Source organism: Tissierella sp. P1, assembly GCF_002266425.1.
GTDB classification, from domain to species: Bacteria; Bacillota; Clostridia; order Tissierellales; family Tissierellaceae; genus Tissierella; species Tissierella carlieri.
Window position 1 is genome coordinate 31,405 of record NZ_NPMN01000015.1, and the last position, 15,848, is coordinate 47,252.

General features: G+C 31.3%; 21 protein-coding genes. All 21 read left to right on the plus strand.

The window, feature by feature from the left end:
* The first annotated feature begins 12 nt into the window (after positions 1–12).
* The 21 genes from CIW83_RS11815 (at position 13) to CIW83_RS11900 (ending at position 15,843) form a co-directional block, all read left to right on the plus strand.
* On the plus strand, positions 13–942 hold the full coding sequence (locus tag CIW83_RS11815; protein WP_094901422.1) for a hypothetical protein: 930 nt from the start codon (positions 13–15) through the stop codon (positions 940–942).
* Between the two features lie 187 nt (positions 943–1,129).
* A complete protein-coding gene (locus tag CIW83_RS11820; RefSeq protein ID WP_158220108.1) occupies positions 1,130–1,531 on the plus strand; it encodes a metal-dependent transcriptional regulator in 402 nt (133 codons plus the stop codon).
* 3 nt (positions 1,532–1,534) lie between these two features.
* Positions 1,535–1,861, plus strand: coding sequence for a metal ABC transporter solute-binding protein, Zn/Mn family (locus CIW83_RS24375; protein ID WP_201259839.1), 327 nt, complete (start codon positions 1,535–1,537; stop codon positions 1,859–1,861).
* On the plus strand, positions 1,858–2,463 hold the full coding sequence (locus tag CIW83_RS11825; RefSeq protein ID WP_201259840.1) for a metal ABC transporter solute-binding protein, Zn/Mn family: 606 nt from the start codon (positions 1,858–1,860) through the stop codon (positions 2,461–2,463). Before CIW83_RS24375 ends, CIW83_RS11825 begins: the two co-directional genes overlap by 4 nt.
* Before the next feature lie 24 nt (positions 2,464–2,487).
* Positions 2,488–3,222 carry a metal ABC transporter ATP-binding protein gene (locus tag CIW83_RS11830; protein ID WP_094901426.1) on the plus strand — a complete coding sequence of 245 codons (735 nt, stop codon included), beginning with the start codon at positions 2,488–2,490 and terminating at the stop codon, positions 3,220–3,222.
* A gap of 9 nt (positions 3,223–3,231) precedes the next feature.
* Positions 3,232–4,365, plus strand: coding sequence for a metal ABC transporter permease (locus CIW83_RS11835; protein ID WP_094901428.1), 1,134 nt, complete (start codon positions 3,232–3,234; stop codon positions 4,363–4,365).
* Positions 4,366–5,502, plus strand: coding sequence for a metal ABC transporter permease (locus CIW83_RS11840; RefSeq protein ID WP_094901430.1), 1,137 nt, complete (start codon positions 4,366–4,368; stop codon positions 5,500–5,502).
* Positions 5,503–5,535: 33 nt separating this feature from the next.
* Positions 5,536–6,039, plus strand: a complete 504-nt coding sequence (locus CIW83_RS11845; protein WP_094901432.1) for a dihydrofolate reductase — start codon at positions 5,536–5,538, stop codon at positions 6,037–6,039.
* A 127-nt stretch (positions 6,040–6,166) separates the two neighbouring features.
* Positions 6,167–6,985: a calcium/sodium antiporter gene (locus CIW83_RS11850; RefSeq protein ID WP_094901434.1), complete on the plus strand. Its 819-nt coding sequence runs from the start codon at positions 6,167–6,169 to the stop codon at positions 6,983–6,985.
* Positions 6,986–6,993: 8 nt separating this feature from the next.
* Complete coding sequence (locus tag CIW83_RS24890; RefSeq protein ID WP_369819394.1) at positions 6,994–7,113, plus strand: hypothetical protein; 120 nt, start codon at positions 6,994–6,996, stop codon at positions 7,111–7,113.
* Positions 7,114–7,286: 173 nt separating this feature from the next.
* Positions 7,287–8,012 carry a glucosamine-6-phosphate deaminase gene (gene nagB / locus CIW83_RS11855; RefSeq protein WP_094901436.1) on the plus strand — a complete coding sequence of 242 codons (726 nt, stop codon included), beginning with the start codon at positions 7,287–7,289 and terminating at the stop codon, positions 8,010–8,012.
* Positions 8,002–8,652: an amidohydrolase family protein gene (locus CIW83_RS22980; RefSeq protein ID WP_201259841.1), complete on the plus strand. Its 651-nt coding sequence runs from the start codon at positions 8,002–8,004 to the stop codon at positions 8,650–8,652. The genes nagB and CIW83_RS22980 overlap by 11 nt, the downstream gene beginning before the upstream one ends.
* Positions 8,653–8,740: 88 nt before the next feature.
* Complete coding sequence (locus CIW83_RS22985; RefSeq protein ID WP_201259842.1) at positions 8,741–9,190, plus strand: amidohydrolase family protein; 450 nt, start codon at positions 8,741–8,743, stop codon at positions 9,188–9,190.
* 27 nt (positions 9,191–9,217) lie between these two features.
* Positions 9,218–9,466: a helix-turn-helix domain-containing protein gene (locus CIW83_RS22990; RefSeq protein WP_094901438.1), complete on the plus strand. Its 249-nt coding sequence runs from the start codon at positions 9,218–9,220 to the stop codon at positions 9,464–9,466.
* A gap of 88 nt (positions 9,467–9,554) precedes the next feature.
* Positions 9,555–11,918, plus strand: a complete 2,364-nt coding sequence (locus tag CIW83_RS11870; RefSeq protein ID WP_201259843.1) for a sigma 54-interacting transcriptional regulator — start codon at positions 9,555–9,557, stop codon at positions 11,916–11,918.
* Between the two features lie 286 nt (positions 11,919–12,204).
* Positions 12,205–12,516: a PTS sugar transporter subunit IIB gene (locus tag CIW83_RS11875; protein ID WP_094901440.1), complete on the plus strand. Its 312-nt coding sequence runs from the start codon at positions 12,205–12,207 to the stop codon at positions 12,514–12,516.
* 31 nt (positions 12,517–12,547) lie between these two features.
* Positions 12,548–13,057: a PTS transporter subunit EIIC gene (locus tag CIW83_RS11880; RefSeq protein ID WP_094901442.1), complete on the plus strand. Its 510-nt coding sequence runs from the start codon at positions 12,548–12,550 to the stop codon at positions 13,055–13,057.
* A gap of 32 nt (positions 13,058–13,089) precedes the next feature.
* Complete coding sequence (locus CIW83_RS11885; RefSeq protein ID WP_235601309.1) at positions 13,090–14,130, plus strand: 6-phospho-beta-glucosidase; 1,041 nt, start codon at positions 13,090–13,092, stop codon at positions 14,128–14,130.
* Between the two features lie 13 nt (positions 14,131–14,143).
* Complete coding sequence (locus CIW83_RS11890; RefSeq protein WP_094901446.1) at positions 14,144–14,476, plus strand: PTS lactose/cellobiose transporter subunit IIA; 333 nt, start codon at positions 14,144–14,146, stop codon at positions 14,474–14,476.
* Positions 14,469–15,548, plus strand: coding sequence for a DUF871 domain-containing protein (locus CIW83_RS11895; protein WP_094901448.1), 1,080 nt, complete (start codon positions 14,469–14,471; stop codon positions 15,546–15,548). Before CIW83_RS11890 ends, CIW83_RS11895 begins: the two co-directional genes overlap by 8 nt.
* A gap of 31 nt (positions 15,549–15,579) precedes the next feature.
* Positions 15,580–15,843: an HPr family phosphocarrier protein gene (locus tag CIW83_RS11900; protein WP_094901450.1), complete on the plus strand. Its 264-nt coding sequence runs from the start codon at positions 15,580–15,582 to the stop codon at positions 15,841–15,843.
* Positions 15,844–15,848 lie beyond the last annotated feature (5 nt).

The following is a 15,848-nucleotide window of genomic DNA, read 5'->3' on the forward strand; positions in this document are numbered from 1 at the left end:
GAAAGTGATTTAATGAATAAATGGCTGGAAGTTTCAATGGAAGAGGATAGATACGGAAATTGTATAAGTGCAGAAGAAAAGGTAGATATTTATATAGATGTAAAAGAAGAGGATAATTATATACTTCCTGTATATAAGGATAATCACTATATTACCAACACAAATACTTATTTTTATGAAGGACTTCATTATCAGCATAATATATTTTATTATAAAACCATTGAATTAGTATACAATGAAAAAAATGATTTAATTAGAGAAACAACAAAGAATGTAGATGGCAAGATTACAAAAGAAGTATTATGCGACTATAAATTTGATGAATTTGGCAATAAAATATATGAAGCAGTAAGAACTAAGATAGATAATGAGTATCAGGAAGAAAATGAAATAGTATATACATATGATAACAAATATAATGAATCTGGACAATTAATAGAGAATACTAAAGCTGTAAAAGATGGAGAAGCCATATTTATCAAAAAATATAAATATGAGAACAATAGGTTAGATAAGATAGAAACCTATGATATAAATAATATCCTATATGAAACTTCAGAATTTTACTATGACAATAGTGATAGCCATGAAGAAAAGATATTGTCGTTTGGAGAGTTGTCTTATTATAATCAATATACTTTACTTGAGGACAAAAGATATAGGAAGACTATGTTAAATCCAGTTAAAGGTAAGTATAAATGGTCTTTAGATGCAAAAAACATGGGAATGGGAATAGTCAATATTAATATATTTGAACCCATATTGATAGCGGATGTAGTTATAGAAATACTAGAATATTTAACGGAAAGCTATAAAGATAAAGTTGAATCTGTGATAATAAAAAAACATGACAGTATAAATATTGATATATTCAAAGAAGATTTAGAAAGACTGTATCAGGTTTATTATGATAAATATAAATTAGAAATTAAATATTTTTAGTTGAGATAATTTGAATATATTATTTCTCAATAATATTCGCCATATTTCAGTTAATTTAGTGTGTTCCTCATAGCCATAAAAAGTTATGAGGATTTTTATTTATAAAATATTGTGTTAAGTCTAGAAAAAAGGGTATTATATAAATAAGTTAGGCATGCCTAACATTAAAATATTTTGGAGGAAGATTATGAATATAAGCAAAGAAGATTATCTAAAAACCATATATGAGCTTGGTGGAGATAAGGAGCAAGTTAGTAACAAAGATATTGCTAAAGTACTTAAGATATCACCCCCTTCAGTGTCGGAGATGATAAAGAAACTATTACATGATGGATACGTTGAATATACAGTATATCAAGGAATAAGACTTACGGAATATGGAGCTGAAGAAGCTAGGAAGATTAGAAGGAGACATCTTCTATGGGAAGTTTTTCTTGTGGAAAAATTGGGATACGATCCAGAGGAAGTACATGACGAAGCAGAGAAACTAGAGCATGTGACTAATAAGAAACTAGAGGAAAAATTAGATGAATATTTAAATTACCCCAAGGTATGTCCACATGGGTCAAATATAATAAGGGAGGAATAAGTAATGAAAAGAATACTAATTTTAATAATGATTATATCAATGTCAGCGGTTGTTGTAACGGGATGTGGAAATTCAAATAGTGTAACAAATGATGGTAAATATAAAGTAGTTGCTACTACTACTTTGGTTGCAGACCTTGTGAAGTCCATCGGTGGTGAGTATGTAAATGTTCAAGGACTTATGGGACCAGGAGTGGACCCTCACTTATATAAGGCAAGCGCTGGAGATGTTAAGTTAATGCAAAATGCAGATATGGTAGTATATAACGGGCTTCATTTAGAAGGAAAAATGGGAGATATATTTGAAAATATAGAAGTAGCAAAAAAATGATTTTAGCGGTATCTAAAGATATTGATGAATCAAATTTTATTGATTTTGTAACTAATCCTGGAAGCTTCGATCCGCATATCTGGTTTGATGTAAAACTTTGGAAAGGGGCGGCAAAAACTGTAGCAGAAGGACTTAAGGAACTAGATGAAGAATATGCAAGTGAATTTGACGCTAACTTGGAAAGGTATTTGGGAGAACTTGATGAACTTGAAGAATATATCAACCAACGAATATCTGAAATTCCAGAAGATAATAGAGTTCTTATAACTGCTCATGACGCTTTTAACTATTTTGGAAATGCTTATGGATTTGAAGTTAAGGGGTTACAAGGTATAAGTACTGCATCTGAGGCTGGGACATCTGATGTTAGTCAATTGGCAAAATTTATTGTAGAAAGAAAGATTAAGGCAATATTTGTTGAATCATCAGTTCCAAGAAAAAGTATTGAAGCATTGCAGGAAGCTGTGAAGGCTCAAGGATTTCAGGTGGAAATTGGAGGAGAACTTTATTCAGACTCTACAGGAGATGCAGGAACTGGAGCTGAAACGTATATAGGTACATTTAAGGCAAATATAGATACAATTGTTGATGCTTTGAAATAATTGAGTAACAAGGAGGAAGGAAATATGAATCTTGATTATATAATAGAAGTTGAAGACATGACAGTAGCATATCAGGCAAAGCCGGTTTTATGGGATATAGATATTAATATCCCAAAATCTGTTTTAATGGCTATAGTAGGACCAAATGGTGCAGGAAAATCCACATTGATAAAAGCTATGCTAGATTTAATAAAACCAGTATCGGGTAATGTATTATTCAATGGTCAAAGTTATAAGTCTCAAAGGAAACATATAGGATATGTACCTCAATCTGAAAGTGTAGACTGGGATTTTCCTGCAAGTGTTTTAGACGTAGTTCTTATGGGACGATATGGAGAACTAGGATGGATAAAACGCCCAAGAGAAGAAGATAAAATTAAGGCTAGAGAAGCCTTAGAAAAAGTAAGTATGTCTGAGTTTGCAGATAGACAGATATCTCAACTATCTGGTGGACAGCAACAGAGAATATTTCTTGCGAGGGCATTAGTCCAAGATGCAGATATATATTTCATGGATGAACCTTTTAAAGGTGTAGATGCTAAGACTGAGAAAGCCATAATATCTATTTTAAAGGAATTAAAGGAAAGAGGAAAAACCATAATAGTTGTCCATCATGATCTTCAGACGGTGGAAGAATATTTTGATTGGGTAGTATTGCTAAATACTCAGATAATAGCTAGTGGACCTGTTGGTGAAGTCTTTACAGATGAAAATCTAAAGAAAACCTATAGGAGTACAGGGCAAATTTTGAAGAGGTAGGTGAGGAAATTGTCAATATTAGATCTTATTTTAACAGATTACACTTTAAGGATCGTATCATTAGGCTCTGCATTTCTAGGAATAATATCTGGGGTATTAGGTAGTTTCGCTGTTATAAGGAAAGAAAGTCTATTAGGAGATGCAGTTTCCCACTCTGCACTACCAGGAATTGCATTGGCATTTTTAATGACTCAAACTAAAAGAACTGAAGTATTGTTAATTGGAGCATTAATATCAGGGCTATTATCTACATTTATAATCCTTTCTATAGTAAAATATTCGAGAATCAAATTTGATAGTGCCCTAGCATTGATATTATCAGTTTTCTTTGGAGGAGGAATTGTTCTCCTAACATATATCCAAAAGATACCCAATGCGAATCAAGCTGGTTTAGAAAAATTTATTTTTGGGCAGGCATCTACTTTGCTTAAGAGGGATGTTCAAGTTATGGGAATACTAGGAGTAGTTTTAATAACATTAACTATTATCTTCTGGAAGGAATTTAAGATAGTATCATTTGATGCAGACTATGCAGAGAGCCTTGGATTCTCTACAAAGAGGATAACAACATTATTGTTTTTTATGATAGTAACAGCTATTATTATAGGACTACAAACTGTGGGAGTTATTTTGATGAGTGCCATGCTTACAGCTCCAGCAGTGGCTGCCAGACAATGGACAGATAAACTATCTATTATGGTAATCCTATCAGCAGTATTTGGAGCAATATCAGGAATTATTGGTACTGTATTAAGTTCAGTAATTTCAAAATTGCCTACAGGTCCAATGATAGTAATAGTCATAAGTATAATAGTAATAATTAGTCTAGGATTTGCACCTAATAGAGGATTAATATGGAGATACTTTAGAGATAGAAAAAAACAAAGAGAAATAAATGAAGATCAAGTGCTAGTGAATCTTTATAATTTAGCTATGAATCATGAAGATATAAATCATAGTCATGATATTTTCATAATCAAGCCAAATAAATCTATGACTGGGAGAACAGAGAAAGAGCTTATGAATAAACTAGAATCCTTAGGAAATAGGGGGCTTGCTAAGAAAGATTATTTTAATAAATGGGCAATTACTGAAAAGGGTTTAGACTATGTGGAAAATTATTTTAAAAAGGAGGAGTTATAAATGTCACCACAATTAGAGATTCAAATTATAGCAGTTATAGTGGCAGTGGCATGTTCTCTTCCCGGGGTATTTTTAGTACTGCGAAAGATGTCTATGATGTCAGATGCCATAACACATACAATTTTATTAGGCATAGTAATCGGATTTTTTATGACGAATAGTTTAACCTCTCCCTTTTTAATAGTGGGAGCTGCCCTTATGGGAGTATTTACCGTATTTTTAACTGAAATGTTAAATAGCACTAAGCTGGTATCTGAGGATTCTGCTATAGGAATAGTATTTCCGTTACTCTTTAGTATAGCTATTATAATCATATCCAGATATGCTGGATCAGTTCATTTGGATACAGATTCCGTATTATTAGGGGAGCTGGCATTTGCTCCATTTGATCGCATGAGAATATTCGGAGTAGATATAGGAGCAAAATCTATGTATTCCATGGGGATTATTTTAATAATAAATCTTTTATTTGTAATAATATTCTTTAAGGAGCTTAAAATAGTAACTTTTGATCCTGCACTAGCAACTGTTTTGGGATTTTCGCCTGCATTAATACATTATAGTTTGATGACTATTGTGTCAATAACTGCTGTTGGAGCATTTGAATCTGTAGGTTCTATTTTAGTAATTGCTTTTATGATAGGTTCCCCAGTAACTGCATATCTTCTTACAGATGATTTAAAAAATATGCTCATTTTAAGCGGATTGATTGGTGGATTAAATGGAATTCTAGGTTATCAACTTGCTTCTATTTTAGATGTTTCCATAGCTGGTTCTATGGCATTAATGACAGGGATAGTATTTTTGTTGGTATTCATATTTTCACCTAGAAGAGGTCTCTTAACCACTATTAATAGAAGAAAGCGTCAGAGAATAGAATTTGCAGGAAAATCCTTAATGTTTCATCTATATAATCATGAAGGTAAGGAAGATGAAGACTTGGAAAGTGGAATTCATACTATCGAGAAGCACTTACAGTGGAATGAGCAGTTTTTGAAATCAATAATAAAAGAACTTAAAGGAAAAGAAAAGATCTATGTAGAAGATGGCATAATTAAATTAACTGAATCGGGAAGAGAATATGCTATAAGAAGTTATGAGCAGATAATATCTGGATTTGAAACTGGTAAAAAATAAATTATATATAATAAATAACTCATAGGAGGAAATATGATTTTAATATTTGCAGTAGATAATAATTGGAACATTGGATATGATGGAGACTTGCTATATAAAATATCAGAAGATTTGAAGCGGTTTAGAAGGCTTACAGAGGGAAATATTATTGTAATGGGGAGAAGAACATTTGAATCCTTGCCAGATAAAAAAGCATTGCCAAATAGGATAAATATTGTAATCACTAGAGATAAAGAGTATAAGGCAGAGGGTGCAATGGTAATTAATTCTTTAGAATCATTATTTCCCTTATTAAAAGAATTAAATCCCAATGATGAAATGAAGAATTTTATAATAGGTGGAGGAGAAATTGCTAAGCAGACTATTTCTTATTGTAACAAAGCATATATAACTAAGATTTTCAAATCCTTTGAAGATGCAGACACCTTTATTCCAAATTTGGATGTACTTGATGACTGGAAGATAATAAAGGAATCAGAAGTGTATAGGCAAGATGATCTAGAATATAAATATGTAGATTATATTAGAGTTAGGTAAGGGTTCCCCTATGACTATTTAGTTATAGGGGAATTAACTTTAGAAATGAAAATATTGTAATAATAGAGGATTTATTTTTATATAAATATATAGTAGTCAAGGAATAAATTAACTTTAGGGGGATTATATGGGGGGACTCTTAACTTTATCATTGTTTATTATAGGCTTAATAATGATAGTAAAAGGTGGAGATTGGTTTCTAGACGCTACAATTTGGATTGCAGAAAAGACAGGAATCTCTTTTGGAATAATAGGTGCTACTGTAGTCAGTGTAGCTACTACTTTACCAGAGCTTTTTGTTTCTACATTATCAAGTAAAGAAGGTTTTACCGATATGGCAGTAGGTAATGCATTAGGTTCTTATATATGTAATATTGCTTTTATAATAGGAATTTGCTCTTTAATAAAGCCAATAAAGGTTAAAGAGTATTTTTTTGGCATTAAAGGAGCTATGATGTTTGGATATCTAAGTATTTTCTATTATTTTGCGTCAGATGGTATGATTAGTCACAATGAAGGTAGAATTCTATTATTTTTAATTATATTATTTATTTTTATCAATATATTTGATCATAAGAATGAAAACGGAAAAAGAAAGAAAGTACATAAAAAGTCTATTAAAAAAGAAGAAGCATTTATAAATAGTGGTAAATTTGCGTTAGGAGCAATTTTAATTATATACGGTGCACATATACTAGTAGATACTGGAGTAGAAATAGCGAATTTCCTAAGAATTCCTAAGCAGGTAGTGAGTTTAACTTTACTTGCAGTTGGAACATCATTGCCAGAGTTAGTTACAGCTTTGGCAGCTACTATAAAGGGAAAACAAAATATATCTGTAGGCAATATAGTAGGAGCTAATATATTTAATATGACTGTAGTTATGGGAATATCTACTTTAGCTAGTTCTGAAGGGTTAATAATATCAAGGCAAACACTGACCTAGATGTTCCTATGGCTACAATCGTGGCGTTGATATTTATATTGTCAGGAATAGTTTTCCAAAAGATAGGAAGACCTACAGGAATATTATTATTAGCTTTATATGGAGGCTATCTATGTATTTTATTTTAGCATAATAAAACATAATGAATTAGAGCTACTAGTTATTAGTAGCTTTCTAAAATTAAACTAATTTTTTCAATTATATATAATTTTAAAATAATTATTTACAGAAAATTATGATATAATTGCTTGTAAGAAGTATTGAGAGTAAAATTCTAAAAGGTTAGTAGGGGGAGATCGGCTTGAAAGTATTGATTGAAAAGGATTATAAAACTATTAGTGAAGTAGCTGCAAAGATGATAAAGGATGAAATAGAAAGAAAACCTAATTTGACATTGGGACTAGCTACAGGAAGTACTCCTATGGGAACTTATCAAGAATTAATAAGGTTATACAAGGAGGAGGGATTAGATTTTTCTAAAGTAACTACATTTAATTTAGATGAATATGTAGGTTTAGATAGAGATGATCCTAATAGCTATAGTTATCATATGAGGGATGTATTATTTAACCATATCAATATTAAATTGGAGAATACATTTATACCAAATGGGAAGTCAGAAAACCTAGAAGATGCTTGTGCATCCTATGATAAAATAATTAGAGACAAGGGTGGAATAGATTTACAGATATTAGGGATTGGAGAGAATGGGCATATTGCATTTAATGAACCATCAGATAAATTAAATATATATACTAGCATCGTAAAGTTAGATGATACAACTATCAATGCAAACTCCAGATTTTTTAATTCAATTGAAGAAGTACCTAAAACTGCTATAACTATGGGAATGAGTAGTATAATGGAGGCGAGAAAGATAATTTTAATGGCCCATGGAAAGAAAAAGGCTCCTATTGTAAAAAAATTACTTGAAGCTAAACATATTTCTACTTATATACCTGCAACCCTTCTTTTATTGCATCCGAATGTTACATTTATTTTAACTGAAGAAGCTTATGAAGCTTAAAGATAAAAAAGGTGATAATATGAGAACTCTAATAAGGAATATAAATTTAATTAATCCCTATGAAATATTTTTTGGTTACGGTGTAGTTGTAGAACAAGATAAAATTGTTGAGATAAATATAGAAGATAATATAAAAATAGAAAATATAGATTTAGTTATTGATGGAAAAGGGAATTTCCTAGCACCTGGTTTTGTTGATATCCACAATCATGGAAACATGGGATTTGATATTATGGATAGTACTGAGACTGCCATAGATAATATTGGCAGATTTCATTTGAAAAATGGTGTTACATCTTATTTAGGAACGGTAATAACATCTTCCTATGAAAATATGTCTAATGCAATAAGAAATCTGGCAAACTATAAAAATAAAAAGGAATTGTCTCAACTAATAGGAGTACATCTAGAAGGGCCATTTTTCTCCTTAGATAAAAAAGGAGCACAGCCAGGTAAGTATATTAAGAATCCCAATAAGGAAGAGATAAGGGAAATTTTCAATATATCTAATGGTCGTCTAAAAATGGTTTCTATAGCTCCTGAAACTTCTGGAGCATTAGATATTATATCTTATTTAAAGTCTAAGGATATTACAGTGGCATTAGCCATAGCAATGCAAGCTTTGAAGAAACACAAATAGGAATAAACTATGGTGCTACTGTAGCTACACATCTATACAATGGGATGAGAGAATTTAATCATAGAGAGCCAGGATAATAGGAGCAGCATTGTTAGATGAAAGAGTATACTGCGAAATTATATATGATAGAATTCATTTACATGATGCTGCAGTAAAAATTGCTGTCAGAATGAAGGGGGTAGATAAGATAGTACTTGTATCAGATTCTATGATGGCAGCAGGACTTTCAGATGGTGATTATGAGCTGGGAGGACAAAAGGTAATAGTCAAAAACAGTACAGCTAGATTAGAAACTGGAAGTTTAGCAGGATCTACTCTGAATCTAAGAGATGCGGTATATAATATGATATATTATTTAGATATTCCTATAAATGATGCAATAAGAATGGCAAGTTTGTCTCCTGCCAAGGCTATAGGAATCAATGGACATAAAGGAAGTATTGAGATAGGTAAAGATGCAGATATGATATTAATAGATAAAGATATAAATGTACTTGGTACTATGGTCATGGGAGAATGGAAATTCTGTAGTAACTAATAAGATTAAATTTAAAGGGGGGATAGATTGAAGGTTATTGATAAGGTATATAATACTCTTTTAGATTTAGAGCTAAAAAAGAAAACAGGTGTATCTGCTACGGATATATCAAAGAAGTTAAACTTAGATAGGTCTACGATTAGTAGATATCTCAATGCTTTATATAATGATAAAAGGATAGAGAAAATAGATGGAAGGCCTGTTCTATTCCAATCAATATCAAATAATACTCTTACCTCCTCTGATAACAAATTTAGTGATGAATTAAATAGTTAGATAAACTAGCTGGAGCTAAGCAGGGTTTAAGTGTTCCTATAGAAAAAGCTAAAGCCGCTATTATATACCACCAAAAGGTCTTCATACTTTGTTGTTAGGGGAAACTGGAGTTGGAAAATCTTTATTTGCTGAGCAGATGTATGAATATGCTAAAGAAGTCGATATACTAGACAAGGATGCACCCTTTATAAGATTCAATTGTGCAGATTATGCCAGCAATCCTAATCTTTTAACAGCACATATCTTTGGAGTAAAAAGAGGTGCATTTACGGGAGCTGAAACTGATAGAGATGGACTTTTAAAAAAAGCTGATAAAGGAGTACTTTTTTTAGATGAAATACATAGATTAACTCCAGAAGGGCAAGAGATGTTATTTACATATATAGATAAAGGTTTTTTTAGGCCTCTTGGGGAGAGCGAAAAGTCGATATATGTAAATGTTAGGATAATAGCTGCTACTACAGAGGAACCAGAATCATATTTGCTGCAAACCTTTTCTAGAAGGATACCTATGGTAATAAGATTACCAAATTTACATGAGAGGTCTTTAGCAGAAAGATATTCTTTGATAGAATCCTTTATTAGAGAAGAATCACGTAGACTTGGAGAAAGTATTTATATCAATAAAAACTCAATTATTTCTTATTTATTATATGATTGTCCAAATAATATTGGCCAATTAAAGAGTGATATACAACTTTCTTGTGCCAAAGCCTTCTTAAATTATAAAGCAAATTTAAATGGTTTTCTTACGATTAATCAAGGGGATTTACCAAATCATGTAAGAAAGGGTCTACTTTATTTGAATGAATATAGGAAGGAAGTAAATGAATTACTAGGTGGAACTAATGATATATTGAAGTATAGTGAAATCGAGGAACCACCTTTAAAACTTATCCATGAAGAAGAAAATATAGGTGAAGATTTTTATAACATAATTGAAGAAAAGATTGATACCTTCAAGATGTCAGGAATGGACGAATCAGATATAAATGAGATTCTAAGCATAGACATAGAATCTCATTTTCAAAAATATATTGGAGAAATAAGTAGACGCTATAGGAAAAACGAAATCCATAGTATAATTAACAAAGAAATAGCAGGAGTAGTTGAGGAGATTTTATTATTAGCTAAGGAAGGTTTAAATAGGGAATATGATGAGAGGATATATTTTGGATTATCTTTCCATCTTGAAAGAAGCGTCGAAAGAATTAGAAATGGAGAAAAGATATATAATCCTAAATTAAACTTTATTCGAATAAATTATGAAGATGAATTTATATTTGCTATGAAGATAGCAAAATTAATAGATAATAAGTTTAATATTGAAATACCAGTAGATGAGATAGGATATTTGGCTATGTTTTTTGCATCTGATTATTTCAAAGATAAAAAGGAAATAGAATCAAATGTGAAAATTATTGTTGTAATGCATGGTCGAAGTACCGCAAGTTCAATGGTAGAGGTAGTAAATAGTTTAATAGGTTCTGATTTTGTTGTAGGCCTTGATATGCCATTATCTATGAAGCCCCAGAAAATGTATGAGATAACGAAAGATAAGGTCTTAGAAATTCATAGGGATAAAGGTGTTATTTTAATGGTGGACATGGGTTCCCTAACCAATTTTGGCCATATGATTACTGAAGAAACTGGTGTTGAAGTTAGAACAATTGATATGGTTAGTACTCTAATAGTTTTAGATATTGCAAGAAAAGCAATAATAGGATATGCATTAGAGGATATTTTAGGATCAATTAGTTATAAAGGAATAATAGATACTTCACAAGATAGGAATAGAAAAAAAGAGAATATTATTGTTTCCGCCTGCTTTACAGGTGATGGAGTAGCAAAGAAGATATCGGATATCGTAAGCAATACGATATCTAATAAGAATATTAAGATAATTACTATTAATATTATTGATGACAGAAGGATAGAAGACAGAATAGCAGAATTAGAGAAGAATTATAATATACTAGCTATTATAAGTGCAGTTAATATAAATATAAAATCAATACCATTTATTTCTGCCATTGATCTTTTTTCAAAGGAAACTGTGAAAGAGTTAGATAAAATAATTAAAGAAGCTGAAATGTATGATAAGATATGGGATTCTCTTAAGGAACATTTAGTACATTTAGAAAGCGATTTGATAATTAAAGATATTAAATACCTAATAAATGGACTAGAAGAAGGATTAAATATCAAAGTAACAAATGATGTGAAAATGGGCATGGCTCTCCATATTTGTTTTATGATCGATAGCCTTTTAGCTGGGGAAAAAACCAGAATATTTGATGAGCTAGATAGTTTTAGGAAATTATATCTAAATGAGATGTTAATAGTAAAGGAACAATTTAGGTTCATTAATGAAAATTATAAGATTAATATCGGAGATAATGAAGTAGCCTATATTGTTAGGTTGTTTATGGAAAATAATATTAGTGTGTAATAGTGTGTAATTAATTACACACTATTTTCTTATAATGAATAGGAAAGTTCTACTTTAATAATTAATATCAAGAATTTGATTTAATTGAGTTTTAAGCAGATTGCTGACATCTTTGATCGCTTATGCAGTGGTCAAGAGAAGTTATCTATAATCTGACCTTAGAAACTTTTCTCATATATACATGGAATTAACTAATATTAGTGGATATACTGTGTTGGCACATATATTGCAATATATATTGATGCACTGATTATTGCATATATTGTGAGGAAAAGGAGGGATTTATTTGTATAATATCGTATTAGTATGTTCAGCAGGAATGTCTACCAGTTTGTTGGTAACAAAAATGCAAAAAGCAGCAGGGGAGCAGGGAATAGAGGTAAACATAAAAGCTATTGCAGAAGCGGACTTAAAAAACAATTTAGAAAATCTTGACGTATTACTTTTAGGACCACAAGTCAGGTATATGCTTTCTAAGGTCAAAGATTTAATGGAGCCTAAGGGGATTCCTGTGGATGTAATAAACAGTGTAGATTATGGAACTATGAATGGGGCCAAAGTATTGGAGCAGGCTATTTCAATGATTAAAGGGAAGTGATCATTTATTCTATTTTAAAAGGGGGATACGTATGAAAGGCTTTATGAAATGGATGGAAGAAAAATTTGTTCCTGTTGCAGGTAAAATTGGTTCTCAAAGACATCTTGCTGCCATAAGAGATGGTTTTGTTGGTATTATGCCTATTGTCTTAGCAGGTACATTTGTAGTTTTATTAAATAATACCATAGGTGTTTGGATTCCGGCCATAGGAAATATACTAGGACCCATTAACGGTAATGTTTGGTGGGGTACTCTAGCTATACTAGGTCTACTGGTGACATTCTCTATAGGATATAATCTTGCAAAATCCTATGGTGAAGATGGTTTAGTAGCAGGTTTGGTTTCCGTAGCAGCATTTATTACTACTTTACCTCAAGCTCATGGAGACGCAGGATGGGGATATATACATTGGGGATTTTTAAATGCAGGTGGAATATTTACAGGTATGATAGTAGCAATAATCGGAACAGAAATATATGTAAAATTAACTAAACGTGGATTGATAATTAAGATGCCTGATACTGTGCCACCATTAGAGTAGGACAGTTAAAGGCGAGAGCTAAGGATGAAAGCATTCCTTTATCCTATGGATTTATAGGGCAAGAAACTAATGGAGCAGGAGGTTTAGTTAATGGACTGAGAACTATACCTGTAATATTAGAGATAGCTGACGAAATGAATGAGTTATGCCCCGATGCATGGTTAATTAATTTCACAAATCCAGTTGGAATGGTTACGGAAGCTTTAGCAAGATATTCAAAACATAGAAAATTTATTGGTCTTTGCAATACACCGGTGGGGATAGAGCGAGGTATTGCTAAGATTTTAGATATAGATCATAGCAGAGTAAGAATTGATTTTGCTGGGTTAAATCATATGATATATGGATTTAACATATTTGTAGACAATCAAAATAAGACTTCGGAAGTTTTTGAAAGATTTATCGAAAATTCTATTTTAGTTAATATGAAAAATATAGATCCAATGGAATGGGATGAGAAATTTTTAAAAGCGTTGAAATTAATTCCATGTCCATATCATAAATACTATTATAAACAGCGTGATATGCTGGAAAGTCAATTAAATCAATATAAAAATGGAATTACAAGGGCTGAGGAAGTTATAAAAACAGAATCCGAATTATTTAATATCTATAAAAATTCAGAATTAAATAGGAAACCTATTGAATTAGAAAAAAGAGGGGGCGCATATTACTCTGATGCAGCATGTAATTTAATATCTTCGATTTATAATAATAAACGAGATTTACAGGTGGTAAGTACGATTAATGGAACTACAATTAAAGATTTTCCACCGGAGTATGCTATAGAAATTACTAGCCGTATTACAAAAGATGGACCAGTACCCTATAAGTTTATAGATGAGTTTCCAGTCAGCATAAAAGGTTTAATCAATCAAATAAAAACCTTTGAAATACTTGGAGCTGAAGCAGCTATGAAAGGCAATTATGATAAAGCATTGCTTGCCATTACATTAAATCCTCTTATAGCTAATGATATTCTGGGACATAGGCTATTAGATGAGATGCTTGAGTCTAATAAGGAATACCTGCCAAGGTTCTTTAACAAAGAATTCCATAGAGAAAATCAATAAAGGAGAGATTAGAATGGATTTAGAACTTACAATAATAAATATAATAAATTTCAGTGGGGAAGCTAGAAGTTTCTGTATGGAAGCCATTGGATATGCTAAAAGCGGAGAATCTAAAAAGGCAAGAGATGCTATGGAAGAAGCTAATAATAAATTATCAGAAGCCCATAAAAGTCAAACTTCATTGATACAAGAAGAGGCAAGGGGAGAAGGAAAACCTATTTCACTCCTATTGGTTCATGCTCAGGATCATTTAATGAACGCTATTACTGTAAGAGATATGGCAAATGAATTTATAGAGTTATACCAAATAATAAAAGAGTTAAGAGGAGAAAGAAATCATGGTTAAACTAGGAGTATCTGTTTATCCAGATAAATCTAATTTGGAAGACAATAAAAGATATCTCAAATTAGCATCAGAATATGGATTTAGCAGGGTATTTTTCAATTTTTTGACTGTTGAAAATGAAGAGATATTAGAGAGATTCAAGGAAATAGTCAAATTTGCTAGAGAATTAAAAATGGAGATTATAGCAGACGTTGCTCCTAAGGTTTTTAAGGATTTAAATATAGATTATAAAGATTTAAAGATATTCAGTGATATAGGGCTTACAGGAATTAGATTAGATATGGGCTTTAGTGGCAATGAAGAAAGTATAATGTCATTCAACCCTTATGGATTAAAGATAGAATTAAATATTAGTAGTGGCACAAAGTACTTAGACAATGTTATGAGCTATCTACCTAACAAAGATAATATAATTGGGTGTCATAATTTTTACCCTCATAGATATACGGGAATATCTAGAGTCCATTTTATGAAGACCACAGAAGAATTTAAGAAGTATGGACTTAGAACTGCCGCCTTCGTTTCATCCAATGAAGCAAGTTTTGGTCCTTGGAATGTAAATGAAGGACTGCCCACTATGGAAGAGCATAGAGAACTACCTATTGAAGTTCAAGTCAAGGATCTAATAAATACTGGACTAATTGATGATATTATTATTTCTAACTGTTTTGCATCAGAAGAAGAATTAAAGACCTTAGCTTCTCTTAATAAAGATATTTTAGAGTTAAATGTAGAGATAGATGAAAACCTTCCAGAAGTGGAGAGGAATATTTTATTAAATGAGCTTCATTTTAACAGAGGAGATGTTTCTGAATATATGATTAGATCCACTCAGTCTAGAGTAAAGTATAAAGGATATGAATTTAAATTGCTTAATCCTAGGGATATGAAGACGGGTGATATTGTAATTGAGTCTAACTTATATGCACATTATGCTGGAGAAGTACATTTGGTTTTAAAACCTATGAAAAACAGCAATAGATCTTCAGTGGTTGGAAAAGTTATTGATGAAGAAATATTTTTACTTGACTACATAAAACCATGGCAAAAATTTAGGCTTAAGCTAAAGTAATGAAAATAGATATGAGTTAGGAGTTGATCTTATGGTCCAAAGGGAAATAGTATTACTAAATGATACAGGATTACATGCCAGGCCAGCATCTATGATTGTAAAAGAGGCTGCTAAATACATCAGTGAAATAAAAATTATTAAAAATGAAAAGGAATATAATGCTAAAAGTATAATGAGTATATTAAGTATGGGTGCTATAAAGGGGGATTGCCTTGTAATAAGAGCTATAGGTGAAGACGAAGAAAAGGCAGTGGAAGAACTAGGAGATTTCATTGAGAATAAGATAATGGATTAGGAGGA

What these genes read in the sequence shown, in the direction of transcription:
- CIW83_RS11895 (WP_094901448.1), top strand. Translation starts at nt 14,469, where the DNA reads ATGGTTAAACTAGGAGTATCTGTTTATCCAGATAAATCTAATTTGGAA.
- CIW83_RS11880 (WP_094901442.1), top strand. Translation starts at nt 12,548, where the DNA reads ATGAAAGGCTTTATGAAATGGATGGAAGAAAAATTTGTTCCTGTTGCA.
- CIW83_RS11850 (WP_094901434.1), top strand. Translation starts at nt 6,167, where the DNA reads ATGGGGGGACTCTTAACTTTATCATTGTTTATTATAGGCTTAATAATG.
- CIW83_RS24375 (WP_201259839.1), top strand. Translation starts at nt 1,535, where the DNA reads ATGAAAAGAATACTAATTTTAATAATGATTATATCAATGTCAGCGGTT.
- CIW83_RS22980 (WP_201259841.1), top strand. Translation starts at nt 8,002, where the DNA reads ATGAAGCTTAAAGATAAAAAAGGTGATAATATGAGAACTCTAATAAGG.
- CIW83_RS11830 (WP_094901426.1), top strand. Translation starts at nt 2,488, where the DNA reads ATGAATCTTGATTATATAATAGAAGTTGAAGACATGACAGTAGCATAT.
- CIW83_RS11840 (WP_094901430.1), top strand. Translation starts at nt 4,366, where the DNA reads ATGTCACCACAATTAGAGATTCAAATTATAGCAGTTATAGTGGCAGTG.
- CIW83_RS11890 (WP_094901446.1), top strand. Translation starts at nt 14,144, where the DNA reads ATGGATTTAGAACTTACAATAATAAATATAATAAATTTCAGTGGGGAA.
- CIW83_RS11820 (WP_158220108.1), top strand. Translation starts at nt 1,130, where the DNA reads ATGAATATAAGCAAAGAAGATTATCTAAAAACCATATATGAGCTTGGT.
- CIW83_RS24890 (WP_369819394.1), top strand. Translation starts at nt 6,994, where the DNA reads ATGGCTACAATCGTGGCGTTGATATTTATATTGTCAGGAATAGTTTTC.
- CIW83_RS11900 (WP_094901450.1), top strand. Translation starts at nt 15,580, where the DNA reads ATGGTCCAAAGGGAAATAGTATTACTAAATGATACAGGATTACATGCC.
- CIW83_RS11815 (WP_094901422.1), top strand. Translation starts at nt 13, where the DNA reads ATGAATAAATGGCTGGAAGTTTCAATGGAAGAGGATAGATACGGAAAT.
- CIW83_RS11845 (WP_094901432.1), top strand. Translation starts at nt 5,536, where the DNA reads ATGATTTTAATATTTGCAGTAGATAATAATTGGAACATTGGATATGAT.
- CIW83_RS11825 (WP_201259840.1), top strand. Translation starts at nt 1,858, where the DNA reads ATGATTTTAGCGGTATCTAAAGATATTGATGAATCAAATTTTATTGAT.